The following is a 21,256-nucleotide window of genomic DNA, read 5'->3' on the forward strand; positions in this document are numbered from 1 at the left end:
GCGCCGATTGCCAGCATTGTACATAAGCAAGCTAACGGCCGGCCGCGCAGCGGTCGGTCACCCAAACCAGGAGGAAATACCATGGACCAACGTCCTGACCCCCGCCTCGATCAGCGTCCGCACGTCACCCAGCAGACCACTGCGGGCAGCGGCGCGACCTGGGGCATCGCAGTCCTGCTGATCGTGGTGATCGCAGCCGGCGCATACTTCGTCTTCGGTGGCAATGACACCGCCGAAACCCCGGTTACTCCGGCCACGGAAAGCAGCACGCCTGCAGCACCGCCGGCCGATGCTCCGGCTCCGCCGCCGGCTGACACGACGACGCCGCCGGCAGGTTCGGCAACGCCTCCGGCTGCCGATCCGGTCAACCCGCCGCCGGCAACCGATCCGGCACCGGCGACACCTGCGACACCGGCTCCCACCGGTGGTGCCACCGATACGCCGCCACCTACCACGACGCCTTAATCGGTGTCTTGAAGCATTGCGAGGCCGGCCCCTTTGGGGCTGGCCTTTTTAGTGCCGATACGCTTTTCTCTCACTGCGTGCAGCGCAGCGACAGGACAGGAGAACGTCCAATGGGTGATGAGGGGCTCATGAGCACTGACACAGGTCGCCCACCACGTCTCGTCATCGATCCCTCCGACTATGCCGCTGTCTACGCAATCGGTGACGTGCATGGCTGTCTCGATGCGCTTCTGGAGCTGGAAGACATGATCCGCGAGGACGCGCAGTCGATAGAGGGGCGCAAGCTGATCGTGATGCTCGGCGACTATGTCGACCGAGGCCCGAAATCCGCTGCCGTCCTCTATCATCTCACGGCATCGCCGCCTTCAGGATTCGAGCGGGTTAGCCTGCGGGGCAATCACGACGACGCCTTCCTCGCATTTCTCGACGGTGATCCGGCCGGTGACTGGGTCCTCGACCACGGTGCGGAGACGACCTTGGCGTCCTACGGGGTCGAGATCGACGGTTTCACTCTGCCTGCTGGCCGATTTGCTTTGCGCGAGGCCATTAGGAATGCAGTTCCGAGCAGCCATGTGGCGTTTCTCAGATCGCTGCCGGTGCTGCTCACCATGGGTACGGATGTCTTCGCCCATGCCGGTCTAAAGCCGGGGCGACCGCTTTCCGAGCAGACCGATGACGACCTCATGTGGATCAGGCGATCCTTCCTCGATCTCGGTCCGGGTCTGCCTGTCCGTGTCTTTCACGGGCATACGCCGATGCGGGAAGCCCATGTCGGTCCGGATCGGGTCAGTCTCGACACGCATTGCTATCGCAGCGGGCGGCTGACAGCGGCGCGTGTTTTGGCTGGAGACGTGACAATCCTCTCTGTCGGCTAACCTTTCTTGAGGTTGTCAGCGCGGAGCCTTGTCAGGTGCGGGCTTGCCCCATTCGGCGATGGCAATGCCACCGAGAACCAGCACCAACGCCACCACATGGAAGACTTCCAGCTTTTCGCCGAGAATGGTGACCGATAGCAGCGTGCCGAAGACCGGAACGAGATTGATGAAGAGGCCGGCCCGGTTGGCGCCGATGCCTTCGACGCCCTTGATGTAGAGGATCTGCGAGATCAGCGAGGGGAACAGCCCGGCATAGAGAATGATCAGCCAGCCGCGCGTATCGGGGAGGATCAGCTCGCCTCGGCCCGCTTCCCACCAGAGAAGCGGCAGACAGGTGACGGCGGCGGCGAGTGCCGGCACCGCCATCAGGCTCTTCCAGTGGACAGGTGGCTTCCAGCGCAATGACACGGTGTAGATCGCGTAAGCGATGCCGGCAAACAGCATCAGCAGATCGCCATAATTCAGCGTCAGGGTTAGCAAGGTCTGGAGATCGCCATGGGAGGCGGTGACGGCAGCCCCGATGAAGCTGATCATGAAGCCCAGGATCTGGACCGCAGAGACGGCAATGCGAAACAGCAGGAAGTTGATGACGAAGATCAGGACCGGGATCGCACCCTGTTCGATCGCGCCGTTGACCGCGCTGGTATACTTGAGCGCCGTATAGAGAAAGCCGTTGAAGGCGGCATAGCCCACCGCGCCGTAGAAGATCAGCAGCTTCCAGTTGGCTTTGAGGACATCCCAGTCCTTGCGGATCTGCGGGATTGCAATTGACGCGATCACGAGGGTCGCCAGCGCCCAGCGGCCGAAGCTCAGGACCATCGGGCTCACATGGCCAAGCGCCAGCTTGCCAGCAATCGTATTGCCGCCCCAGAGCAAGGTCGTGATGACGAGAAATGTATAGGCGCGGATGGGCAAAGACGTCATTCCCTGCATGCGGACGCCGCTTGCCGAAACCGTGTGCCCCCCGGTCCGTCACGGCGCAATTGCCTCCGAAATAGGCCAGGGGGGACGCTTTGTCACGTAAAAAGCCAAATCGCCCGTCAAGACGGGTCGATTTCCCAAAAACAACACAGTATAGATGCGCGGGTTTGGGAAGGCGCAGGCACTGCGCAATATACAGGATTATGTGATGACGAATGTCGTGGTGATTGGTTCGCAATGGGGTGACGAGGGCAAGGGCAAGATTGTCGACTGGCTCTCTGAACGTGCGGACATCGTGGTCCGCTTCCAGGGCGGACACAATGCCGGCCACACGCTCGTCATCGACGGCGTTTCCTACAAGCTCTCGCTGCTTCCCTCGGGCGTCGTGCGCCCGGGCAAGAAGGCTGTCATCGGCAATGGCGTGGTCGTTGATCCGCATGCGCTGATCGCCGAAATCGGCCGTCTGAAGGATCAGGGCGTCGAAGTGACCCCGGACAATCTGCGGATCGCCGAAAACGCCACGCTGATTCTCTCGCTGCATCGCGAGCTCGACGGCATGCGCGAAGACGCAGCCTCCAACAGCGGCACCAAGATCGGCACCACGCGTCGCGGCATCGGCCCGGCCTATGAAGACAAGGTCGGTCGTCGCGCGATCCGCGTGATGGATCTTGCCGATCTCGATGCGCTGGAAGGCAAGGTCGAACGTATTCTGACCCACCACAACGCGCTGCGTCGCGGCTTCGGCGTTGCCGAAATCGAGCACAAGACGATCATGGAAGAGCTGACTTCTATCGCCGATCGCGTGCTGCCGTTCATGGATTCGGTCTGGGTGCTGCTCGACAAGGAGCGCCGCAAGGGCTCGCGCATCCTGTTTGAAGGCGCGCAGGGCTCCCTGCTCGACATCGACCACGGCACCTATCCCTTCGTCACCTCGTCGAACACCGTCGCCGGTCAGGCCGCGGCCGGTTCCGGCATGGGCCCGGGCTCGCTCGGCTATATCCTCGGGATCACCAAGGCCTACACGACGCGTGTCGGTGAAGGTCCGTTCCCGACCGAGCTGCACGACGAGATCGGTCAGTTCCTCGGTGAGAAGGGCCATGAGTTCGGCACCGTCACGGGCCGCAAGCGCCGTTGTGGCTGGTTCGATGCGGCGCTGGTGCGCCAGTCGGTTGCCACCAATGGAATCACCGGCATTGCATTGACCAAACTCGACGTTCTCGACGGCCTTGAAGAGCTAAAGATCTGCGTCGGCTATAAGCTCGACGGTCAGGAAATCGATTATCTTCCGGCAGCGCAGGCTGCCCAGGCACGCGTCGAGCCGATCTACATCACGCTCGAAGGCTGGAAGGAATCGACCGTCGGAGCCCGGAAATGGGCGGATTTGCCGGCTCAGGCGATCAAGTATGTGCGCCAGGTGGAAGAGCTGATCGGTGCTCCGGTCGCCCTCCTGTCGACAAGTCCCGAACGCGACGACACAATACTTGTGACGGACCCCTTCGAGGATTAATCTAGGATTTTATTGAAATTTTGCCGGCGCGGCGGGCCGGCTCTCAAGAGAAAGTGCTGATGGCTGACTTTATCGCTGTGATTCGACGGGCCGTGGACGGCCTGTCGAACAATACTCCGGAGATGCGCGCGCGAGTCTATGAAAAGGCTCGCGCCGCTGTCGTTCGGCAGCTCGAGAACATGTCACCGCGCCCGCCCGAGCATATGCTGCAGCGTCAGCTCGACAAGCTCGATGCGGCTATCCGTGAAGTCGAAGCGGAACATGCGGATGCCTTGCCTCCGCTTGAAGAGACGCCTGATTCTTCCATGCCTGCAGCCGCGGCTGCCGGTGTGGCAGCGGCAACGGCTGTTTCTGCGCCTGCCTGGGGCGAGCCGCAGCCGGAATACGCGCCTTCTTCGAACGAGGATGTGGCGGCGCCGGAACCGGCAGAAGACGCTGCTCCGGCCGAACAGCCGGTCGAGCCTCAGCCGGCGGTAAGCGGTGATGACTGGGCGGACGCCCACATGGCCGAGCCTGCGACACCTGCAGCGGTGGAGGAGCCAGCCTATGTCGCCGAAGAACCAGCCTACGTCGCCGAAGAAACCATCACGCCCGTAGAAGAGTCTGTTCCGGAACAGGCCGTCGAACCGATGCCGTCTGCGGAAACCGCCTGGCAGGACCAACCCTTTGCGGTTCAGGAGCCGGAGAACGACTATTCGCGGCTCTACGAGAGCCGTGAAGACGATGCTCCTGCCGTCGAGCCGGAGCCGCCATACGAACCGGCGCCGGAGGCGAGGGACGATGTCGAAACGGTCGCAGCCGCTGCACCCTACGGCGAAGGCCTGACCGCCGAAGAGACCTGGCCTCGGGGTGACGAGCCGGAAACGGCTGCACCCGCCTGGGATGCCGTGCCTGTTGTCGAGGTCGAACCTGTTGCCGAAGAGCCCCTTGGCTCTGACGCGGCAGTCGAGGTCGAGCCTTATCTCCCGCCGCAGGCGCCGGAGGTTGGTATTCGGGTGGATTCGGTTGAGGATTGGCTTCAGAGCCGCGCACTCGATCCGGCCCCGGTCATCCCCTCGGCAAGCTGGGAGCTGCCGGCTGCGACCGAAACGGCCGCCAATCGCGTGCCCGAACTGCCGGAAATCGACACCGCGCCGCCGGCCGTTTCCTATACGCCAACCGACGAGTTCCCCGCCTATGAGGAACCTGTACACGTCGAGGCCAGCAACGACTATGTCGCGCCGGAGGGCTTGAGCCTTCCCGATGCCGATCCGGTCGTGCTCGGCAAGATCGCGTCCACCTCCACGGCACCGGCAATCGACGCCGATGACTTCAGCCAGTGGTTCCAGGAGCATGTCGATCAGGGCGAGACTCAGAAAGGCAATGGTGCTCCGGCTTCTGCTTCTGCGGCCCCTGCGGCCAGCGAATGGGACGAGCATATCGACAGCTTTGCACCCAGCGCCAAGGGTGCGCAGGTCGACGTCGCGGGCCAGGCCGATGGCATGGAAGCGCTGGTCGGCGGTTATGGCCAGCAGCCTGCCTATCGCCTCGAGCCGAAGAAGCGTCGCAATCCGGCTCCGATCATCGTTGCCGCGCTGGTGCTGGTTGTGCTCGGCGCTGGCGGTTATCTCGCCTGGAGCATGCGTGATCAGATCGGCAGCATGGTCGCCAACCTGACGGGCGAGGTTGTGCCGACGCAAGAGGCCGCCGAAGCGCCCGCGGCGACACCTGCAGAGCAGCCGGAGGCACCGGCCGACACGGCGACTGCACCGGAAGTGGCGGCACCTGCAGTCGACGACGGCAGCCAGAAATTCACGCAGCGACTGCAGGCCGACGGAACGGAAATCGATGCAGGGGCCGGATCGGCGCCCATCGAGGGCGCGCCCGCCGAAGGTCGCTCCGTCTCGGCCCAGACCGTGGCGTCCACGGTCGAGCCGACCGATGCGCCGGCTGCTGCCAATGGCGCGGCTGCCACGCAGACGCCGGGAACCGCCGCCAATACGGCAGTCGTGGCCGGCGGGGAAAAGCTCTTCCTCTACGAAGAGCGTATCGGTCAGGCGACGCCGGTCGCAGTGCCTGGTTCGATCACATGGACGGCTGTGCGTGAAAACGGGGCGGACGGCCGACCTGATCCGCAGATCCAGGGCCGTATCAACGTGCCGGAGCGCGGCATCTCGGCGCTCCTGACCTTCAAGCGCAACACCGACAATTCGCTGCCGGCGAGCCACATCATCGAAGTGGTGTTCTCCGTGCCTGCGGATTTCGAGGGTGGTGCGGTGGAGAATCTGCAGCGGATTGCCATGAAGCGTACCGAGCAGGACCGCGGCGACCCGCTGGTTGCCGTAACGGCCAAGGTGACCGACGACACCTATCTCGTGGCGCTCAACGACTTCGAGGACGTGGTAAAGCGCAACATGGACCTTCTGTCCACGCGCGGCTGGATCGATATTCCCGTCACCTACCGCAATGGCAGACGCGCGCTGATCACGCTCGACAAGGGAACGACCGGTGGCAATGTCTTCGATCAGGTCATCCGCGAGTGGGCGGCATTGACGCCCGCCGCGCCAGCGAACTGAGGCTCGTCCCTATCGCTTTTCTACGGATCCGTCGGGCATGTCCCGGCGGATTTTTGTTTTCGATTTCAGGGTTAGGGCAGCGGAAGTTCTCTCCGTCAGCGACCAATGCAGGGACGACGTGATGTCAGTACAGGCGCAGCGAGTGTCGACGATTCCCTTTGCCGATCCGGGCGGTGATCCGGCCATTGCCTTCCTGGCCGTCAGCAAGGGTTTCGGGCGTGGAAGCGGGGCCATCAAGGCGCTCGATGATTTGAGCCTTTCCATCCCCCGAGGTGTCGTCTATGGCCTGCTCGGTCCGAACGGCGCGGGCAAGAGTACGCTCCTGCGCATTCTCGCCGGATTGGTCAGGCCCGATCGCGGCGAGATCCGGATCTTCGGCGAGCCGGCTTGCCCCGCCCAGCGCAGCCGTCTCGGCATGTTGATCGAATCGCCGAGCTTCTACCCCTTCCTGACGGCCCGAGAGCATTTGCAGATGTTGGCGGGCGCCACGGGTACCGCAACGCTTGTGGAGCCGATCTTGCAGCGCATTGGCCTTGAAAAGGCGGCTAACAAGGCCGTCTCCGGTTTCTCGCTTGGCATGAAACAGCGGCTCGGCATCGGCTGTGCGTTGATCGGGCAGCCCGAGGCGCTCGTCCTTGACGAGCCGACCAACGGGCTCGATCCCGATGGCATTCTGGAGATGCGGGCCCTTGTCCACGAACTGGCGCATCGCGATGGCCTGACTGTGCTTCTTTCCAGTCATCTGCTGGACGAGGTGGAGCGGGTTTGCGACCGGGTGGCGATCCTCCGGCGGGGGGCGCTGGTCGCCGAAGGTGCGGTTGCCGACCTCCTTGATCGTGACGGTCGCTTCTGGCTGAAAGTGGACGCGCCGGATGCGGTGCTTGCCCGTCTCGGCGAAGAGGCCGAGGAAGCGGACGGCGGCGTTTACGTACGGATCGAACGGACGGAGGTACCCAACCTCATCCTGTCGCTCGCCAATGCCGGCGTTCGCATTCACGAGGCCAAGTGGATCAAGCCGGATCTGGAAACCGTCTTCCTGTCAGAGACGCGGGAGGTGCGCTCATGAACCCGCTTCTCTCTGCCGAAATGCTCAAGCTTGTCCGTCAGCCGGGCATACTCTTCTGGGGCTTCCTGGCCGTGCCGCTCGCGGCACTTCTGGTCAAGCTGGTCATCGCAGGCTTCATCTATCTGCGTATGGGGCGGCAGTCCGGCGATGTCGATGTGTTCCTGTCGGCGGCGAAGAGCCTCAGTCTCTCTGGAAACTCGCTGGCGCACCTGCTCTTTGCGCTCGGCATCGCCACGGTCTTCTTTCTCGAATATCGCTATTCCACCTGGCGGCTGCTGGTGCCCAGGCATCCGCGCATGCAGCTCTTCGCCGCCAAGCTGCTCGTTTGCCTCGCGTGGCTCGCATTCGCTCTGTTGCTGGCTGCTGTCGGCGATATTGTGCTGACCATGCTGTTTGGTGTCTTGCAAGGGCAAGCTCTCGACATCTCGGCGTCCTCGCTCATTGCGATGGTGGCGGCATTCGGGATCGCATTTCTTGAACTTGCGGTTCTGGCGTCGCTCGCTGCCCTGCTCGTGGTTGCCTTTCGGTCGATGATTGCGGCCGTTATCCCAGCCTTTCTCTTGGCGATCGGTTCGACACTGCTCCAAGTCTATCTGGGAGCGGATGCCGATCGGTTGCCATTGCCGGGCTATGCGGCTCAGGACTTGCGGGACTGGTTGCTCGCGGGAGGGACGCCCGTTGCGGCAATGATCGGCGCCGCGGTGCTTTTCGGCTGGTTCTGCGTCCTGACGGGGCTTGGACTTGCAGTCTTCTCGCGGCAGCAACTGGCATCGGAGTAACAAGCGGCCACCCACAAAGGAAAAGCCGCCCGGTTGCCCGGACGGCTTGAACAGCTATTGCAGGGGCTGCAGGCTCTTTAAGCCTCGACCACCCGCAAGGCCTTGGCGCGCTCCAGGGCGTCCTTCTGGACGGCTTTCTGGACCTTTTCGAAGGCGCGGACCTCGATCTGGCGGACGCGTTCGCGGCTGATGTCGAACTCGGTGGAGAGTTCTTCCAGCGTGACCGGATCATCTGCGAGGCGGCGAGCTTCGAAGATGCGACGTTCGCGATCGTTCAACACGCTCATTGCCCGCTTCAGCATGCTGCGGCGGGTTTCGAGCTCGTCCTGTTCGATCAGGACGGCTTCCTGGCTTTCGTGGTCGTCGACGAGCCAATCCTGCCACTGACCGCTTTCGCCTTCGGCGGCGCGCAAGGGTGCATTCAGCGATGCGTCGCCGGAGAGGCGGCGGTTCATCGAAATGACCTCCTCCTCGGACACCTTCAGCTTGGTCGCGATCTCGGTGACCTGGTCGGGCTTCAGGTCGCCTTCCTCGATCGCCTGGATCTTGCCCTTGAGGCGGCGCAGGTTGAAGAACAGGCGTTTCTGGTTGGCGGTGGTGCCCATCTTAACCAGCGACCAGGAGCGCAGGATGTATTCCTGGATCGAGGCCTTGATCCACCACATGGCGTAGGTCGCCAGGCGGAAGCCACGCTCGGGGTCGAACTTCTTGACGGCCTGCATCAGGCCGACATTGCCTTCCGATACGACTTCGCCGATCGGCAGGCCGTAGCCGCGATAGCCCATGGCGATCTTCGCAACCAGGCGCAGGTGGCTCGTGACCATCCGGTGCGCCGCGTCACGGTCGCCGTGTTCGGCATAACGCTTGGCAAGCATGTATTCTTCCTGGGGTTCCAGCATCGGGAACTTGCGGATCTCGTCCAGGTAACGGTTAAGGCCGGCTTCTCCGGCTGTGATCGATGGCAAACTACTGCGGGCCATATAGCACCCCTCTTTCTTCGCGGGCTCCCAATTCCGGCGAGCCCCATCTCCGTGGATCTCTCTATCCCACAGAAATCCGTATGACAGATAAGTATGGCAAAACGGCGATACAAGATTTGTGTTCCGTCACGAGGCCGTGACGGAGTGTCAATCGATAGAGAACGGGCAGGATCAGAGCATCAGGGTGTCACATCGCCTTCAGCGCATCGATCACCTTCTGCAGGTCCGCCGGGATCGGGGCTTCGAAGCGCATGGTTTTGCCTGTGGTCGGATGCTCGAAGGCAAGCAGGTAAGCATGCAGAGCCTGGCGGTGGAACTTGTTGACGGCGCGCTTAGCGTCCTCCGGCAGGAGGTTCGCCTTGGTCTTGAAGGCGGCGCCATATTCCTGGTCGCCAACCAGCGGATTGCCGATATGGGCCATGTGTACGCGGATCTGATGGGTGCGGCCCGTTTCCAGGCGGCACTCGACCAGTGAGGCAAGGCAGGTGGCGTCTGGCTTTTCACCATAGCGTTCGAGCACGGTATAGTGGGTGATCGCCTCGCGGGCGTCGTCGGTGTCCTCGCGCTTCACCGTGCGCTTGGTGCGGTCGGCGCCAGAGCGGCCCAGCGCCGCATCGATCGTGCCGGCAAGCGTACGAGGGCGACCCCAGACCACGGCGCGGTAGGCGCGCTCCAGCGGACCGGTGCGGCCATGGTCGGCGAACTGGTTGGCAAGGTGGCGGTGGGCGATATCGTTCTTGGCAACGACCATCACGCCCGACGTGTCCTTGTCGAGGCGGTGGACGATGCCCGGGCGCTTGACGCCGCCGATGCCCGAGAGCGTGTCGCCGCAATGATAGATCAGCGCATTGACCAGCGTGCCATGCCAGTTGCCGGCGCCCGGATGGACCACGAGACCCGGCGGCTTGGCGATCACGATCAGGTCCTTATCCTCGTAGAGGACCTCGAGCGGGATGTTCTCGCCCTTCGGCTGCGGATCCTCCGGCTCGGGCAGGTCGATGACGACGCTGTCGCCCGGCTTGATCTTGCGGTTCGGACTGTCGAGCAGATTGCCGTTGAGCTGCACCGCCCCCTGTTCGATCAGCGCCTTCACCCGGTTGCGGGAAAACTCCTGACCGAGCGCCGCCGTAAGCCAGGCGTCGATGCGGCCTGAGGCATCATCCTCGGCAATCAGCTCTTTCCTTGATGCGGCGGCTTCGTTAAAGGGGTCGGTCATCATGTCATCCCGTCTTACGGCGGCCAGGGTCTCGGCCTTTGTCGCTGCCATTTGGCACAGACCGGGGTCTTCGACAATCGACAGCCGGTAGACCCGGCAATTTTCTCCGGCTCGTTCGCATCGGGGAAGGCATCCAAATCAGCGCGAACTTGGATTGGAAACGACTGCTGCCATGGCTCATATCGACGACGAGAACCCGGAAGACAAGCCGCTTGATCCCGTCATGGAAGGTGTGCGCCGCAAGATGGTCAAGCTGCAGCTGATCTCGGGCGGCATCATGGCCGTGCTCTTCCTCGCGGTGCTCGTATCGATCGTCTACAAGCTGACGCGTGACGAAGGCGGGGCGGAGCCCGTGGCCACGACGTCGCAGCCTTTCGCGGTCCCATCCGATCAGCCGCTCAGCCTGACCGCCAACCTGCCGGCCGGTTTCCGCGTGGTGCAAACCTCGCTGTCCGGCAGCCAGATGCTGATCTACGGCGAAACGGTTGATGGCGCGCGCAAGGCCTTCGTCTTCGATCTGCCGCTCGGCCGCATCATTGCCGACGTCACACTTGGCAGCAACTGAGGCAGGCGTGGAGCCGGGGCGCCTCATCGAGATCACCGATCCCGGCGATTTGAGGATCGCCGAGTTCACCTCGATCCGCGAACGCGACCTGACTGGACGTCACGGTCAATTCGTCGCCGAGGGCACGGTGGTGCTCTCGATGCTGGCCAAGGCGCATGCCGGTTTCGGATCGGTGCGGGCGGAAAAGCTGCTGCTCCTGAAGAACAGGGTCGCTGGCCTTTCCGATCTGATCGAGCGTTTCCCCAAGGATATCCCGGTATACGTGGCCGATGCGGCGGTTCTCGATGCGATCGCCGGTTTCCACCTGCATCGCGGGGTTCTCGCGCTTGGCAGCCGTTCTGCACCACCCGAACTGAACGATCTGGTCGCCGGTCTGCCGGAAAGCTCTCTGGCGCTGGTCGGGTGCGGCATCTCCAACCACGACAATATCGGTGCCCTGTTCCGCAATGCGGCGGGTTTCACTGCGGATGCCGTCCTCCTCGACGAAACCTGCTGCGATCCACTCTATCGCAAGGCATTGCGTGTTTCCGTCGGCTCGGTTCTGACGGTTCCCTATGCCCGGCAGGGGAGCGCCGAAGAGGTGCTCGGGGCACTTGCCACGGCTGGGTTCGAAATCTGGGCTCTGTCGCCTGCCGGTGAGGTCGAAATCGGCGCGGTTGCGCCGGGCCGGCGCGTGGCGCTGGTGATGGGAACGGAGGGGGAGGGGCTTCCGGCTGCAATCCTCCATCGTTTCCGGTCGGCCCGCATCGCCCAGGCCCCGGGTCTCGACAGCCTGAATGTCGGCACGGCCAGCGGCATTGCCCTCTACGCCATCGCGCGTGCCATGGGACGCCTCGGCTAATCCCGTGTTCCGGACTGCGGTTTCGGATCGCCGAGCCAGTCGGCCTATTCGGCTGGCGTCGCCATGCCTGCGCCACAACCGATCGACGGGTCCATGGCGAGTACCCGGTCGACCAAGCTCTTCGGCTTGTCCCCGCTCTTTGATTGCGGCGAGACGAAGTCTGTGATGACGCTCTGCTCGCCTTCACGGGCGGCCGTCAGAACGATCATCTTGGCGGCGATATCACCGAGTTCTTCACGCATTGCATCGTCTTCGGTCGAGGCCTTCACCTTCAACAGGCGCTCGGTCAGGGCCGTCTGGCTCCGCCGAATATCGTATTCCAGCGCGGTCGTATCGGTCGCGAGGTTGGAATTGGCGATCTCGTCTTCGGGCATCGGCGTATCCTTGGCGTCGGGTATCGCGATGCCGGCTTCCCGAAGGGCGCGCTGGGCTTCGCGGAGCTGGGCATTGGCCGTCTTCAGCTTGGCGCGGAGATCGCGAAGTTCGCGTGTGCGGCGCTCTACGAGAGAACTTGCGTCGGCTCTTTCCGCTGCATCCCGGGCCAGCACGTCTTCGAGGCGCAGAACCTTGTGCTCTTCCTGAGCCAGGCGCAGTTCCGCATCCTTGGCGCGCTTGCCGAGCAACTTGTTTTCCCGCCGCAAGTCTTCCCGTTCGTCGCGTATCCCTTGAATGCGCGTCTTCAGCGTGTCGATCTCGGTGTCGCGGCTCATAGCTTCGATGCGCATGGTGTCGATGTCACTGATCAGGCGGGCAATGCGATGGGCACGGTCCTCGAGCTCGATATCCTTGGCGGCTGCGGCGATTTCCACCCGCTTCAAGGTTTCGCGCATCGTCGACATTTCCACGTCGCCCCGACGCAGACGCGAGCGCAGGTCGGCAGCTTCCGTGCTCATGTCTTCTATCTGGACCTTGAGCTCCTTCGTCTCTGCGACGAGGTGTGCTGCGTCGCCGCTGAGTGTCTCGTTCTTCAGCGTCAGGCCAATGGTCTTTTCACGCTCGCGGGTCAGATCATGCTGGGTTTTGGCGTTTTCTGCGGCATAGAGTGCGCGCACCATGTCCTTCTGGGCGCGGATCTCCTGCGGGCTGAGCGGCATGGTGGCCTTCAGACGGTTCTCCGTGTAGCGCACCACGCGCTGATGCACGGCCGGGGCAACCAGCATCACCAGCAGCGCTGCCGCCATAAATCCCATTGCGAATATCAGGGTATATTCAATCACGACGGCGCCACAGCACTAGGGAAGCATTAGCAGATAGTTAAGCATGCAGAGTGTCGCCCGGCAAGCAGAACAGCCTGACGAGCCATGTCCTTACACCAATATGGCTAACGACAGAACAGATCGAGCTTGCTTCAGCCTTAAGGATTAAGGCGAGACGGTTCAGAAAGGGTTCCAGGTGGGTGTGCGGGTCAGCTTCAGATAGCCGACATTGATGCCGAGGCGTGCGCCGATGCCGGTGCGAATCGGCACCAGGACCACGTCACGGCTCTTCAATACCGTCATGCCGACGCCGGCGACGATATAGGCCGAGCCGCTCACTCCGCCATAGCGGGCATAGAGCGTGTCGACATCCGGCAGGTCATAGACCAGCATCATGGTGCGGGTGCCGTTGCCGCCGTAGTCGAGGCCGAGGGAGGGGCCTTGCCAGAAGACGTCGTGCTGACCGACATTCTTGGTGTAGAGCGTGCCTTCGCCATAGGTCAGGCCGGCAATGAGGGCGCCTGAGCCTTCCTGGCCCAGAATATAGCCGTTCGGAAGGCCATTCTGCTCGAAGGCCTGCTCGATCACCTTGGCGAGCGCTCCACTGGTCTCGCCGAAGAAGCCGTGGCCTGCGTCGACCACTTCCTGGATCGAGTATTCGCCGGCAGCATGGGCGGGGCGCAGAGCCGAAACGAGGCTGATCGTTGCCAGAATGGCGACGGCCAGCGACCGCAGCAGTGGCAGGGAGCAGTGGGGCAGGTGACGCATAGTGCCTCCTAAATGCGAAGCCGACGGATTCGGCGTCTTCCTTGGGGGTAATTAAACCTAGCGAGCATCGTCTTAATAATCGGTTTACCAAATATGGTGTCATTATGGCCGAACGGTATCCGACCAAGTCGTAGCCAGCGGACGTGTGTCCGACTGTTGCTTCGAGGGTCCACATCTTCTGGAGAAGACCATGGCGAAGAATCCTAATCTCACGCTTGCAGGCCCCGATCTTGCTGCGCTGCTCTGCAGCCGTGTCTGCCATGACGTGATCTCGCCTGTTGGAGCGATCAACAACGGCCTGGAACTGCTTGACGAAGGCGGCGCCGATGCCGATGCGATGGATCTGATCCGGACCAGCGCGCTCAACGCCTCGGTACGGCTGAAATTCGCCCGACTTGCCTTCGGTGCTTCGGGCTCGGTCGGTGCTTCGATCGATACCGGCGAGGCGGAAAAGGCAGCAAAGGATTTTGCCCAGGCCGAGAAGAAGACCGAGGTGAGCTGGAGCGGACCGCGCGCGATCATCCCCAAGAACCGGGTGAAGCTGCTGCTCAACCTCTTCCTGGTCGCCTATGGTGCCATTCCGCGTGGCGGCTCGCTGGATATTTCTCTCGAAAACCCGGAAACGGACGCCAAGTTCAAGATCGTCGCCAAGGGACGCATGCTGCGGGTGCCGCCGAAGTATCAGGAAATCCTGTCCGGTCATCTCGAAGAAGCCGTCGATGCCCATACCATCCAGCCCTATTACACGGTGCTGCTCGCGGATGAATGCAGCATGGAGCTGAAATGCGTGCCGAGTGAAGGCGAGATCGCGTTCACCGCCGAGGTCGTGAGCTGAACCGTCCCGCTTCGGGACGCGCAAGTGCTGCAACCGGTAACCTTTCCTTAGGCGCGGCCCGTTAAGGTATCCATTACATTTCAGATCCCCCGTATCTGGGGAGGGGAGTCCACCATGAAGCGCCTGATGATCGCAGATGGGTCCGACATCGTTCGCAAGGTCGGCAAGAAGATCCTGTCGGAACTCGGCTACCAGGTGACGGAAGCGGCGTCCGGTCGCGAGGCGCTGTCGCGCTGCGAGCGCGAGCTTCCCGATGTGATGATCGTCGATGCCGGCATGAGTGATGCCCTCGATCTGATCTCCAATGTCCGTGCGCTGCCGGAAGGCAAGGCGGTCAAGATCTACTACTGTGTGGTGGAAGCCGAGCTGAAGGTGATGATGGCCGGGAAGCGGGCGGGTGCCAGCGACTTCCTCCTGAAGCCCTTCGATCGCGAGATCCTCACGAAGACCTTCGGCGACAAGGCAATCGCTGCCTGATTTCCCCTGCCGGGGCTAAACGACGACATCTGTGACAAAGGCGGTGCCCAGGGGCGCCGCCTTTTGCGTTTCGGCCGTGCGTCGTCGGGGCAGCCCTCGTTTCGCGGCTCCAAAATGCAAGAAGCCCGCGTCATCGACGCGGGCCTCTTTGAAGAAGTGGAAATGGGCTTACGCCGTTTCCATGTATTCCGCACCATCCGGCTCGCGCAGTACATAGCCACGACCCCAGACGGTTTCGATGTAGTTGGCGCCACCGGCAGCGTTTGCGAGCTTCTTGCGCAGCTTGCAGATGAAGACGTCGATGATCTTCAGTTCCGGCTCGTCCATGCCACCATAGAGGTGGTTGAGGAACATTTCCTTGGTGAGCGTGGTACCCTTGCGGAGCGAAAGAAGCTCCAGCATCTGGTATTCCTTGCCCGTCAGGTGAACGCGCTGACCGCCGACTTCGACAGTCTTGGCGTCCAGGTTCACGATAAGCTCGCCGGTGATGATGATCGACTGGGCATGGCCCTTCGAGCGGCGGACGATCGCATGAATGCGGGCAACCAGCTCGTCCTTGTGGAACGGCTTGGTCATGTAGTCGTCGGCGCCGAAGCCCAGACCACGTACCTTGTCTTCAATGCCCGCCATACCGGAAAGGATCAGGATCGGCGTCTTCACCTTGGACAGGCGAAGGGTACGCAGCACCTCATAACCGGACATGTCAGGCAGGTTCAGGTCGAGCAGAATGATGTCGTAATCGTAGAGCTTGCCGAGGTCGACACCTTCTTCGCCGAGATCGGTGGTGTAGACGTTGAAGCTCTCCGACTTGAGCATCAGTTCGATGCTCTGCGCCGTTGCGCTATCGTCTTCAATGAGTAGAACCCGCATATTTATCCCCTTTACCGCCGCCGAAAGGTCAAGATGGCCCCCTACGCGATACGGATCCAGTCGTTGCCTGATTTGAAGGCTGCCACCAATTGGTTAACAAATTCTGATTCCCTCTGGCAAGGTGTATCGAATTTATTAAGCAAAGATATCAGCCTCCTGATTCTTCATGTGTTTCCGGTCATCGCCACACCTGAATCAGCACCTCAGGAAACCCCTGTAACCGATTCATTTGACTCATCATTGTCACGAGCTCTTTTCGGGCTCTGGCATTTACTGACCCTTAAGTGATCGGGCTTATCATTAACGATGCCCGTAAACGAAAGGTTACCAAAGGTAGCTTTTTGTTAACGCCGCGGACTTTTTTTGGACGAATCGGTGGCGGGCGTGTTGAGTAGCAAGTGTGGCGGGGGGTCTCGCATCACGGGAGTATTGCGTATGAAGTCGCGTGAGAGCCTGGTACGCCTGAAGGGATTTCAGGTTACCGAAAAGCGTCGGCAATTGCAGCAGCTGCAGTCTATGATGTCGGAATTCGAACGGATGGCGAAGGAGCTAGAAGCTCAGATCGGCATCGAGGAAAAGAAATCGGGCATCACCGATCCCAATCATTTCGCCTATCCCACCTTCGCCAAGGCGGCACGCCAGCGCGCGGACAATCTCCAGGTCTCGATCCGGGAACTGAAGGTCCAGCAGGAAGCGGCAGAACTGGCGTTGGAAGAGGCTGAAGCGGAATACCAGAAGGCGGCGGCTCTCGAAGAGCGCGATGGCCAGATGCGTGTCCGGGCCTGAATAACGCTATTCAGTCTGGTTGAGATTTCAAACAGGAAGGCGGGCGCGGGTTATCCGGCGTCCGCCTTCGTTCGTCTTGGGCACCGGCTGACCGGTGCTCACTTGCGCACGTCGTTCCAATCCGGGTGCCGGTCCATCTGCGCCTTCATGAACGGGCAGAGCGGGATGATCTTCCAGCCGCCTTCACGCGCGGCAGCGACGGCATGTTCGGCGAGCGCCTGACCGGCGCCCTGTCCGCGCATGGTGTCCGGGACTTCCGTATGGTCGATGATGATCAGGCTGGCGGAGGCACGGGAATACGTCATCACGGCCGGCTTGCTGATGCCCTCGATGCGACCGACATAGCGTCCACCCGATCCTGCCTCTTCACTGGTGATCTGCATTGACGCCTCCTGTTGCCGCGTTTCGATGGTTCTGTTTAACATCGGGTAGAGCCGACCGGGAAGCCAACTGCCGGATACGCTGTGTTCGATGTCAGGAAGGGAGCCATTGTGGTCGTCTGGTTGAAGGCGCTCCTCGTCGTCGGAGCCTCAATCTCGTTTGCGCTCGGCGTGAGCCTGCCGCTGATGCGGTTCGAAAGTTTTTATGTCTTTTCCACCGATGCGTCGCTGATCGAGGTGACCGTTTCGCTCTATGCCGACGGAGACGGCTTGCTTGCGCTTCTGGTCGGGCTCGTTTCCATCGGTTTTCCGCTGATCAAGCTGCTGCTTCTCGCGGCCGAAAATATCGCTGGCGAGGTGCAGCGGGGGCAGGGGTTGCTCACGCGGTTGGTCCCGGTGCTGTCGAAATGGTCGATGATGGACGTGTTGCTGGTCGCCATCGTCATCTTCGCGACGAAAACCAGCGGGCTCGCTCAGGCCTTCACGCAGCCGGGCCTGTGGTTTTATGCGGGATCCAGCCTGGCGGTTGCGGCGTTGAGTGGCTTGAACGCGGGAAGCATTGCCCGAAAAACATGAAACCGGCAGGCTGGGCCTTGCCGGTTTCAGGTATGGGTCTGATGCAATTAGAAGTGTACCGGGCGAGCCGGCACGAAAATGGACTAATGGCGATACTGCTGAATTCGGGTTGTGCGCAGGCCCGGCAGGCCGTGATCGTTGATCGATGACTGCCAGGAGAGGAATTCCTCGACCGTCAGGGTGTAGCGTTCGCAGGCTTCTTCCAGGCTCAACAGGCCACCACGCACAGCCGCGACAACCTCAGCCTTGCGGCGGATCACCCAGCGGCGCGTATTGGCCGGCGGAAGATCGGCAATCGTAAGGGGGCTGCCATCGGGGCCGATGACATATTTCACTCGTGGGCGGATCATTTCGGTCATTGGACTCTCTATACAAACTCAAGACCACACACCCTCATACTAGGACCGATGCTTTAAAATTTGCCTAAGCCCATTGTAAGCATTTGATAATAATTTTCGCGACCGGGCTGGGGCGAGAGTCGTGGCGTTTCGGACAAGTTGATTAAACTTGCGGCAAATGCATAGGAGTTATGCGAGGACTGCGACTGGTGCCCATTAGCGATCTGTGGCATTGGGCTCCCCAGCAATACTGATGTCTCGATCGATGCGTCGATCGGAAGGGCAGATGTCGAGCATCGCGGTTTCCGTCGGGGGCCGCAAGACCGGCGACAGGCCCAGCTGATACTCGTTCCCCATGGAGCGATTCAATGTCCACAAACATTCGAAATCCCGATCGGACGAACGTCCGGTCGAAAGGAGTTTTATGTTCAGGCCAACTGATGTGACGGGCAGTCACGGTCTTGGTGACGGTGATGCCGTTTTTCAGAGCGAAGCGCTCTCCACCGGCCCATGGGGGCGCGAGTTCTCTGCGCTCGGTCGCAGCCATGGCTTTCGAAACACGCTGCTTGCGCGCGTTCCAAAGGCGGATAGTCCGGAGTTTTCGGCCAATCTGATCCTCTGTACCTGGCCTGACGAATTGCGCCTCGGCTATGAAGCGGCAGAAGTCTATGCCGGCAGCCTGCTGATCGCGCGGATCAAGCAGTCTATCCTTCCGCTCTTCACGCATGACAATCTGTTTCTCGGCACGCCGGGATCGGAGGCGCGCCAGCCGCTTGCCCCGCTTTTCCAGCAGTTTGAGATGGGCGGTTCTCTGGTCTTCAACTTGAACGACCGCAACCAGACCCAGTATGTGCTCGTCTTTTCGGGGCGTGACCATGCGCCCGAGCGTCCGGAAATCGCTGCCCTGCACTTGAGTGCGATGGAGCTGCTGGATTCGGGCGTCGAGGCCCTGGTGCCACGGCTTGGGCCGAAGGAAAAGCTGTCGGCACGCGAGATCGAATGTCTTCGCTGGTCGGCGGCCGGCAAGAGCAGCGATGAAATCGCCATCATCCTCGACATTTCCAGCCACACGGTTGTCAGCTATCTCAAGAGTGCAATGCGCAAGCTTGAGGCGGTGAACCGCATGCAGGCCGTGGCGCGCGCCTGTCGCTATCGGCTGCTCTGACACTCGCACACTTTACAGACGAAAAGGGGCGCCGGCTTTTCAAGCGGCGCCCTTCGTCGTTTTGATTTTCAGAGAAAGGCGAGGCTGAGCTCGGTCTTGCCGTAGCCGAACTGGTACTGGATCGTGCCCAGATGGCGAAGCGCCAAGGTATCGCCGGCATCGAGCCAGACCAGAGCGACCGCGCTCGATGTCCCGGCGCCCCCGACATGGGTTGCGATATCGGCGGCGCCGTTGCGGCTGACATGGACCGTGTGGGTGCCGGTGCTGACGGCCGAGATGCTGAGCGACAGCAGATAGTAACCGGATACAGCGACCACGAGCGGCCGGCCATGGCCGGAGGCGAGCGGTGAGCCGAGGGACATGTCGCCGCCCGAGAGGTGCAGGTCGTCAAAGCCGGTGAAGCTGCCGGCCGTCGGTGTGAGCGTTGTCGTGGCCAGGGCGGCGCGGGCCAGCGGTCGCTGATCGTGGCGCACATAGCCCTCCGGGGTGACGCTCATGGCCTGACGCCAGCCTGTCATGTCGCCGTTCACCTTCAGCGAGAAGCGATCCTCTCCGGCAAGGCCCATCTCTGCCCGACCCTGCCAATTGGACTGGAAAATCAGGCTTGCCGTATCCGGGGTAGCAGCCTTGTTGATCGTCAGGCGATGGCTATCGCCGGCGTGGTTGAAGAGGGTCGCCGGTGAAGCCAGAGAGAGCCTGTTGTGGTCATCGGCATCGGCGGCAATTCCCAGGCGTTCGAAGCGTGCTTCGCTGACAAGCGGGGGCACGATCCAGTCCGTGCCGTCGAAAATCTTCAGCCTCTGTTCGTCGAGGAAAAGAGCGTGCCAGCCGATCCTGGGAGTCATGAAGACCCAGACGCCATCCTGAAACAGGGCGAGTTGTCCGGCATGCCCTGTCCAAAGACCGGTTTCCGGTGCTGTGATCCAGTAGATCTCCCCTTCGGCTGGATCGGCAGGTGGGCTCGTTGCATCGTCGACGACGACCAGTTGTACCAGCGCGTCGAGCCGCTGGAGCGCTTCATTGTGCGTCACGTGCTTCTGTGCCTGCGCCGGCAGGATGAAGGGCAGGGCGAGATTGGGGGTCGTGTCAGGCATGGTCTCTCCTTCGCGTTTGGCTGCCGGGGCAGCGCGGGTTGAAGCGGAGAGTGTGGGCGAGGTGCACAGGAGGGGGATGAAAAGCACATGCCCCCATTGAAAAATCTCGAAAATTTCCGAAACTCATCCCCGCTCGGAGGGGCGTCCGGTGGCGAGAAACGGTGGGTTTTCGAAGGTGCGCAGCCCGGGCAGGCGTTTGCCATAGGTGAGCGGCGCGCCGTCTTCGGTCGCAACCATGCCGCCGGCTGCCCGAAGCACGGCATCACCCGCAGCCGTGTCCCATTCCATGGTCGGGCTGAAGCGCGGGTAAAGGTCGGCGACGCCCTCGGCCACCAGGCAGAACTTGAGCGAGGAGCCGACGGTCTTGCGCTCCAAAACCTCTGCCTTGCGGATATAGGCGTCGGTCGCATCGCAATTGTGAGAGCGGGAAACCAGGGCTGACGGGGAAGCCCCCTTCAAACGCGCCGCAATCGGCATGCGGGCCACGACCGTGTCATTTTCATCAAGCTTCAACTTCTCGGCCTTGCCGGCGCCGCCGAGATAAAGCGTGTTGAGTGCTGGCGCATGGACGACGCCGAGGACCGGTATGCCGGCTTCGATCAGCGCGATGTTGACGGTAAAGTCGTCATGGCCGCCGATGAACTCGCGGGTGCCATCGAGCGGATCAACCAGGATGAAACGCCCGCCACTGACATCGGGAATCCGCCCGGCGGCGACCTCTTCCTCGGCAACCACAGGGACTTCTGGCAAGACGTGGGCAAGTGCATCGAGAATCAGGCGTTCGGCGGCTTCGTCTGCCTCGGTCACCGGAGACTTGTCGCCCTTCAGGCGCACCCCTGCACCCGCCTTGTAGATGTCGAGAATAACGCGGCCAGCGGCAATCGCGCTCGTCTCGAACAGCTTCAGAATGTCCTGCCTGTCACGCACCTGAACCGGGCTCCCGATCACATCCTCTCCGGTTTATCCCCGTCTCCCACGCTTTGGAAGTGCTCTATGTAGCA

24 protein-coding genes are annotated in these 21,256 nt (G+C 61.8%); 14 read left to right on the forward strand and 10 right to left on the reverse strand.

Annotated elements, in window-relative coordinates; all coding sequences use genetic code 11:
- Positions 1-81: 81 nt before the first annotated feature.
- Both BSY240_RS24275 and BSY240_RS20250 read left to right on the forward strand, forming a co-directional pair.
- Positions 82-465, forward strand: a complete 384-nt coding sequence (locus BSY240_RS24275) for a hypothetical protein (protein WP_054148327.1) — start codon at positions 82-84, stop codon at positions 463-465.
- 128 nt (positions 466-593) lie between these two features.
- Positions 594-1,340: a metallophosphoesterase gene (locus BSY240_RS20250; protein ID WP_171901602.1), complete on the forward strand. Its 747-nt coding sequence runs from the start codon at positions 594-596 to the stop codon at positions 1,338-1,340.
- Between the two features lie 15 nt (positions 1,341-1,355).
- On the opposite strand, the gene BSY240_RS20255 is transcribed toward BSY240_RS20250, so the two are convergent.
- Entirely contained in the window at positions 1,356-2,255 is a 900-nt protein-coding gene (locus tag BSY240_RS20255) for a DMT family transporter (protein WP_150127564.1), read from the reverse strand.
- A gap of 214 nt (positions 2,256-2,469) precedes the next feature.
- Here BSY240_RS20255 and BSY240_RS20260 point away from each other — a divergent pair, with 214 nt between their 5' ends.
- The 4 genes from BSY240_RS20260 to BSY240_RS20275 all read left to right on the forward strand — a co-directional run bounded on the left by BSY240_RS20260 (position 2,470) and on the right by BSY240_RS20275 (position 8,168).
- Positions 2,470-3,768 carry an adenylosuccinate synthase gene (locus BSY240_RS20260; RefSeq protein ID WP_069043514.1) on the forward strand — a complete coding sequence of 433 codons (1,299 nt, stop codon included), beginning with the start codon at positions 2,470-2,472 and terminating at the stop codon, positions 3,766-3,768.
- 59 nt (positions 3,769-3,827) lie between these two features.
- The gene (locus BSY240_RS20265) at positions 3,828-6,323 is read left to right on the forward strand and encodes a hypothetical protein (RefSeq protein ID WP_069043515.1); all 2,496 of its coding nucleotides are present in this window, start codon (positions 3,828-3,830) and stop codon (positions 6,321-6,323) included.
- Between the two features lie 121 nt (positions 6,324-6,444).
- The gene (locus tag BSY240_RS20270) at positions 6,445-7,389 is read left to right on the forward strand and encodes an ABC transporter ATP-binding protein (RefSeq protein WP_083229684.1); all 945 of its coding nucleotides are present in this window, start codon (positions 6,445-6,447) and stop codon (positions 7,387-7,389) included.
- Entirely contained in the window at positions 7,386-8,168 is a 783-nt protein-coding gene (locus BSY240_RS20275; RefSeq protein ID WP_069043516.1) for an ABC transporter permease, read from the forward strand. Before BSY240_RS20270 ends, BSY240_RS20275 begins: the two co-directional genes overlap by 4 nt.
- Positions 8,169-8,245: 77 nt before the next feature.
- On the opposite strand, the gene rpoH is transcribed toward BSY240_RS20275, so the two are convergent.
- Both rpoH and BSY240_RS20285 read right to left on the reverse strand, forming a co-directional pair.
- Positions 8,246-9,148: an RNA polymerase sigma factor RpoH gene (gene rpoH, locus BSY240_RS20280; protein WP_069043517.1), complete on the reverse strand. Its 903-nt coding sequence runs from the start codon at positions 9,146-9,148 to the stop codon at positions 8,246-8,248.
- Between the two features lie 187 nt (positions 9,149-9,335).
- The gene (locus BSY240_RS20285) at positions 9,336-10,364 is read right to left on the reverse strand and encodes an RluA family pseudouridine synthase (RefSeq protein ID WP_069044073.1); all 1,029 of its coding nucleotides are present in this window, start codon (positions 10,362-10,364) and stop codon (positions 9,336-9,338) included.
- 172 nt (positions 10,365-10,536) lie between these two features.
- Here BSY240_RS20285 and BSY240_RS20290 point away from each other — a divergent pair, with 172 nt between their 5' ends.
- Positions 10,537-10,929, forward strand: a complete 393-nt coding sequence (locus BSY240_RS20290) for a hypothetical protein (protein WP_069043518.1) — start codon at positions 10,537-10,539, stop codon at positions 10,927-10,929.
- Positions 10,916-11,770: a TrmH family RNA methyltransferase gene (locus tag BSY240_RS20295; protein ID WP_069043519.1), complete on the forward strand. Its 855-nt coding sequence runs from the start codon at positions 10,916-10,918 to the stop codon at positions 11,768-11,770. The genes BSY240_RS20290 and BSY240_RS20295 overlap by 14 nt, the downstream gene beginning before the upstream one ends.
- Positions 11,771-11,814: 44 nt before the next feature.
- Here the strand turns inward: BSY240_RS20295 and BSY240_RS20300 are convergent, their stop codons facing one another.
- Together BSY240_RS20300 and BSY240_RS20305 are read right to left on the reverse strand one after the other, a co-directional pair.
- Positions 11,815-12,960 (reverse strand): hypothetical protein, encoded by a 1,146-nt coding sequence (locus BSY240_RS20300; protein ID WP_236759288.1) that lies wholly within the window; start codon positions 12,958-12,960, stop codon positions 11,815-11,817.
- Between the two features lie 186 nt (positions 12,961-13,146).
- A complete protein-coding gene (locus BSY240_RS20305; RefSeq protein WP_054148335.1) occupies positions 13,147-13,734 on the reverse strand; it encodes a DUF1134 domain-containing protein in 588 nt (195 codons plus the stop codon).
- 190 nt (positions 13,735-13,924) lie between these two features.
- On the opposite strand from BSY240_RS20305, the gene chpT reads away from it, so the two are divergent.
- Both chpT and BSY240_RS20315 read left to right on the forward strand, forming a co-directional pair.
- On the forward strand, positions 13,925-14,569 hold the full coding sequence (gene chpT, locus BSY240_RS20310; protein ID WP_069043521.1) for a histidine phosphotransferase ChpT: 645 nt from the start codon (positions 13,925-13,927) through the stop codon (positions 14,567-14,569).
- Positions 14,570-14,683: 114 nt separating this feature from the next.
- Positions 14,684-15,046, forward strand: coding sequence for a response regulator (locus tag BSY240_RS20315; RefSeq protein WP_054148337.1), 363 nt, complete (start codon positions 14,684-14,686; stop codon positions 15,044-15,046).
- Positions 15,047-15,214: 168 nt separating this feature from the next.
- Here the strand turns inward: BSY240_RS20315 and ctrA are convergent, their stop codons facing one another.
- Complete coding sequence (gene ctrA / locus BSY240_RS20320; RefSeq protein ID WP_054148338.1) at positions 15,215-15,916, reverse strand: response regulator transcription factor CtrA; 702 nt, start codon at positions 15,914-15,916, stop codon at positions 15,215-15,217.
- A 33-nt stretch (positions 15,917-15,949) separates the two neighbouring features.
- Here ctrA and BSY240_RS24000 point away from each other — a divergent pair, with 33 nt between their 5' ends.
- Positions 15,950-16,204 (forward strand): hypothetical protein, encoded by a 255-nt coding sequence (locus BSY240_RS24000; protein WP_150127507.1) that lies wholly within the window; start codon positions 15,950-15,952, stop codon positions 16,202-16,204.
- Positions 16,205-16,351: 147 nt separating this feature from the next.
- Positions 16,352-16,702 carry a hypothetical protein gene (locus BSY240_RS20325; protein ID WP_054148339.1) on the forward strand — a complete coding sequence of 117 codons (351 nt, stop codon included), beginning with the start codon at positions 16,352-16,354 and terminating at the stop codon, positions 16,700-16,702.
- Between the two features lie 98 nt (positions 16,703-16,800).
- Here BSY240_RS20325 and BSY240_RS20330 read toward each other — a convergent pair whose 3' ends face one another.
- A complete protein-coding gene (locus BSY240_RS20330) occupies positions 16,801-17,085 on the reverse strand; it encodes a GNAT family N-acetyltransferase (RefSeq protein ID WP_054148340.1) in 285 nt (94 codons plus the stop codon).
- Positions 17,086-17,166: 81 nt separating this feature from the next.
- Here BSY240_RS20330 and BSY240_RS20335 point away from each other — a divergent pair, with 81 nt between their 5' ends.
- A complete protein-coding gene (locus BSY240_RS20335; protein WP_083229685.1) occupies positions 17,167-17,658 on the forward strand; it encodes a paraquat-inducible protein A in 492 nt (163 codons plus the stop codon).
- An 83-nt stretch (positions 17,659-17,741) separates the two neighbouring features.
- On the opposite strand, the gene sciP is transcribed toward BSY240_RS20335, so the two are convergent.
- Positions 17,742-18,017, reverse strand: coding sequence for a CtrA inhibitor SciP (sciP, locus tag BSY240_RS20340; protein ID WP_006725852.1), 276 nt, complete (start codon positions 18,015-18,017; stop codon positions 17,742-17,744).
- A gap of 403 nt (positions 18,018-18,420) precedes the next feature.
- On the opposite strand from sciP, the gene BSY240_RS20345 reads away from it, so the two are divergent.
- Complete coding sequence (locus tag BSY240_RS20345) at positions 18,421-19,161, forward strand: LuxR C-terminal-related transcriptional regulator (protein ID WP_069043522.1); 741 nt, start codon at positions 18,421-18,423, stop codon at positions 19,159-19,161.
- A gap of 68 nt (positions 19,162-19,229) precedes the next feature.
- Here the strand turns inward: BSY240_RS20345 and BSY240_RS20350 are convergent, their stop codons facing one another.
- A complete protein-coding gene (locus tag BSY240_RS20350) occupies positions 19,230-20,255 on the reverse strand; it encodes a DUF2793 domain-containing protein (protein ID WP_069043523.1) in 1,026 nt (341 codons plus the stop codon).
- Positions 20,256-20,378: 123 nt separating this feature from the next.
- Positions 20,379-21,182 carry a 3'(2'),5'-bisphosphate nucleotidase CysQ gene (gene cysQ / locus BSY240_RS20355; protein ID WP_083229759.1) on the reverse strand — a complete coding sequence of 268 codons (804 nt, stop codon included), beginning with the start codon at positions 21,180-21,182 and terminating at the stop codon, positions 20,379-20,381.
- Positions 21,183-21,256: the final 74 nt, after the last annotated feature.

Source organism: Agrobacterium sp. RAC06, from assembly GCF_001713475.1.
GTDB lineage: Bacteria > Pseudomonadota > Alphaproteobacteria > Rhizobiales > Rhizobiaceae > Allorhizobium.